This is a genomic window from Methanosarcina spelaei (assembly GCF_002287235.1).
GTDB lineage: Archaea > Halobacteriota > Methanosarcinia > Methanosarcinales > Methanosarcinaceae > Methanosarcina > Methanosarcina spelaei.
Window position 1 is genome coordinate 1 of sequence record NZ_LMVP01000230.1, and the last position, 2,074, is coordinate 2,074.

Consider the following 2,074-nt stretch of genomic DNA (forward strand, 5'->3'; position numbering starts at 1 on the left):
TCACTTTTATATAGTCTGTTTCTGTTACCGTGTTACTGCCTTTAGCATTGGTAACTGTAAGTATTACCGTATACTTTCCTGCTTTGGAATACTTATGCTTTGGATTCTGGATTGTGGACGATGTTCCGTCTCCAAAACTCCATTTCCATTTAGTCGGTATGTTACTACTCTTGTCAGTAAAGGTAACTGTTAATGGTGCTTTTCCTGAAGCAGGAGAGGCTGAAAAAGCAGCTACTGGCTTTCCTGGAGATGAACCAGTGACTTTAATGTACCCGATTTTTACTTCAGAATCGCTTCCATCAGCGTTTGAAACAGTAAGGTTGACAGTGTAAGAACCGGCTGATGTGTATGTGTGCACAGGGTTCTGCTCGGCAGCACTAGAGCCGTCTCCAAAGTCCCAGGTCCAATCAGTTGCATTTTCAGAAAGATCGGTGAACTGAACTGAAAGAGGAACAATTCCACTCGTCACATTGCTGCTGAAATTAGCGACAGGCAGTATTACTGAAGGTTTTTCTGAAACAGTTATCAAAGCAGATGTAGAATTAGTTCCGTTTTCATTGCTTACAACCAGGTTAACAGTATAGTTTCCTGCTTCCGAAAAAGTATGCACAGGGTTCTGCTCTGTAGAGTTGGTACTGTCTCCGAAGTCCCAGAGCCATGATGCAGGTTTACCTGTAGATTGGTCAGTGAAGTTAACCGTAAGTGGGGCAAAACCATTAGTTATATTGGCATTAAAAGCGGCAACTGGTGTCGGTTTATAAAACTCAGGGATCCCTATCGTTACATTCGTATCCCCTGTGATGTTGCTTTTCCTTGTTATTTCTTCTCCATCAGCCCACTCTTTTGCTGAGACTTCGCCTGCAATTGAGTAGGTCCCGTTTTCTATTGTTGTCGGCACGAAAACATCATATATGACTGTTTTTTTACCAGGTCCCATCTCATCAATGAGTACCCATTGTGTATTTGCAGCCTGATATATCATTCCGTCATTCTGAACCGGTGTTACAGTCCAATTATCTGGAAGATTTTCGTCAATTCCAGGTGCGTAAAGTGTGCCATCTGAAACTGTAACATTTAAAGTTACTCTGAAGCTATCTCCTGCTTTAACGCTTGTAGTGTTTAGCGTTCGCTCACCGGTTATATCGGCTGCAAGCGCTGGTGATGCTAAACCTATGATTAGAAAAATGGCCAGTAAGGCAAGCAAGGTAAATTGTTTCATAATATCTACTCCATTTAATCCTTGCCGACCTCGCTGACATATGCTCAGGATAGATAATCTTTTTGCAAAAAGTTGATTTTTTTCTGAAAAATAAGATTTAATTACAGCAATAAATTTTATAAGGTTCATTAGATTCCACTTTTATGCAAGGTCGACACTTACAGTTAAGGATATTGGCAAGAGTATATATACCTAAAAATTTGGCAAAGAATTGTTATCCAAAAAGGAAACAAGTGGAATAAATAAAAGAAGGTACTCTAAATATTACCTTAAAAACCAGCTGCTCTATACAGGTAGTCTGCCACGTTAACCATGTAACTGTAACCTTATAGTTTCCTTCCTGAAAAACACTGATGTTCGGGATTTTCTTTTTTCTGGAAATTATTACGTCTCCAAAACTCCATTTCACGCGGTAGGAATTCCTGTACTTTAATCGGTAAATCCTACCGCTAATTGAGATTTCTCAGAGATTGGAGTTGCAGAAAACTTAAGCAACTGTTTTTGTTACAACTTTTATATAGTCGGTTTTTGTTACCGTATTACTTCCGGATGCATTCTTTACTGTTAAGTTAACAGTATATGTTCCTGCTTTACTGTACTTATGAGTTGGATTCTCGACAAATGACTTTGATCCGTCTCCAAAGTTCCAGATCCAGCTAGAAGCTGTACCTGTACTTGTGTCAGTAAATTTAACGTTTAAAGGTGCTTTTCCTGAAGTAACACTGCTGGTAAAGTTTGCAACAGGTTTTGTTATGATTTTTATATATTCCGTTTTTGTTACCGTGTTACTTCCTGCAGCATTCTTTACTGTCAACTTAACAGTATATGTTCCTGCTTTACTGTACTTATGAGTCG

The 2,074-nt window shown here is 39.1% G+C and carries 1 protein-coding gene and 1 pseudogene; both read right to left on the reverse strand.

From position 1 onward, the window contains the following. Window positions 1-1,219: PKD domain-containing protein (locus tag ASJ81_RS11775; protein WP_095644615.1), on the reverse strand; the 1,219-nt coding region annotated here is incomplete at its 3' end. Window positions 1,220-1,433: 214 nt separating this feature from the next. Then, window positions 1,434-2,074 (reverse strand): annotated as a pseudogene (locus ASJ81_RS11785) (PKD domain-containing protein); the annotation flags it as partial.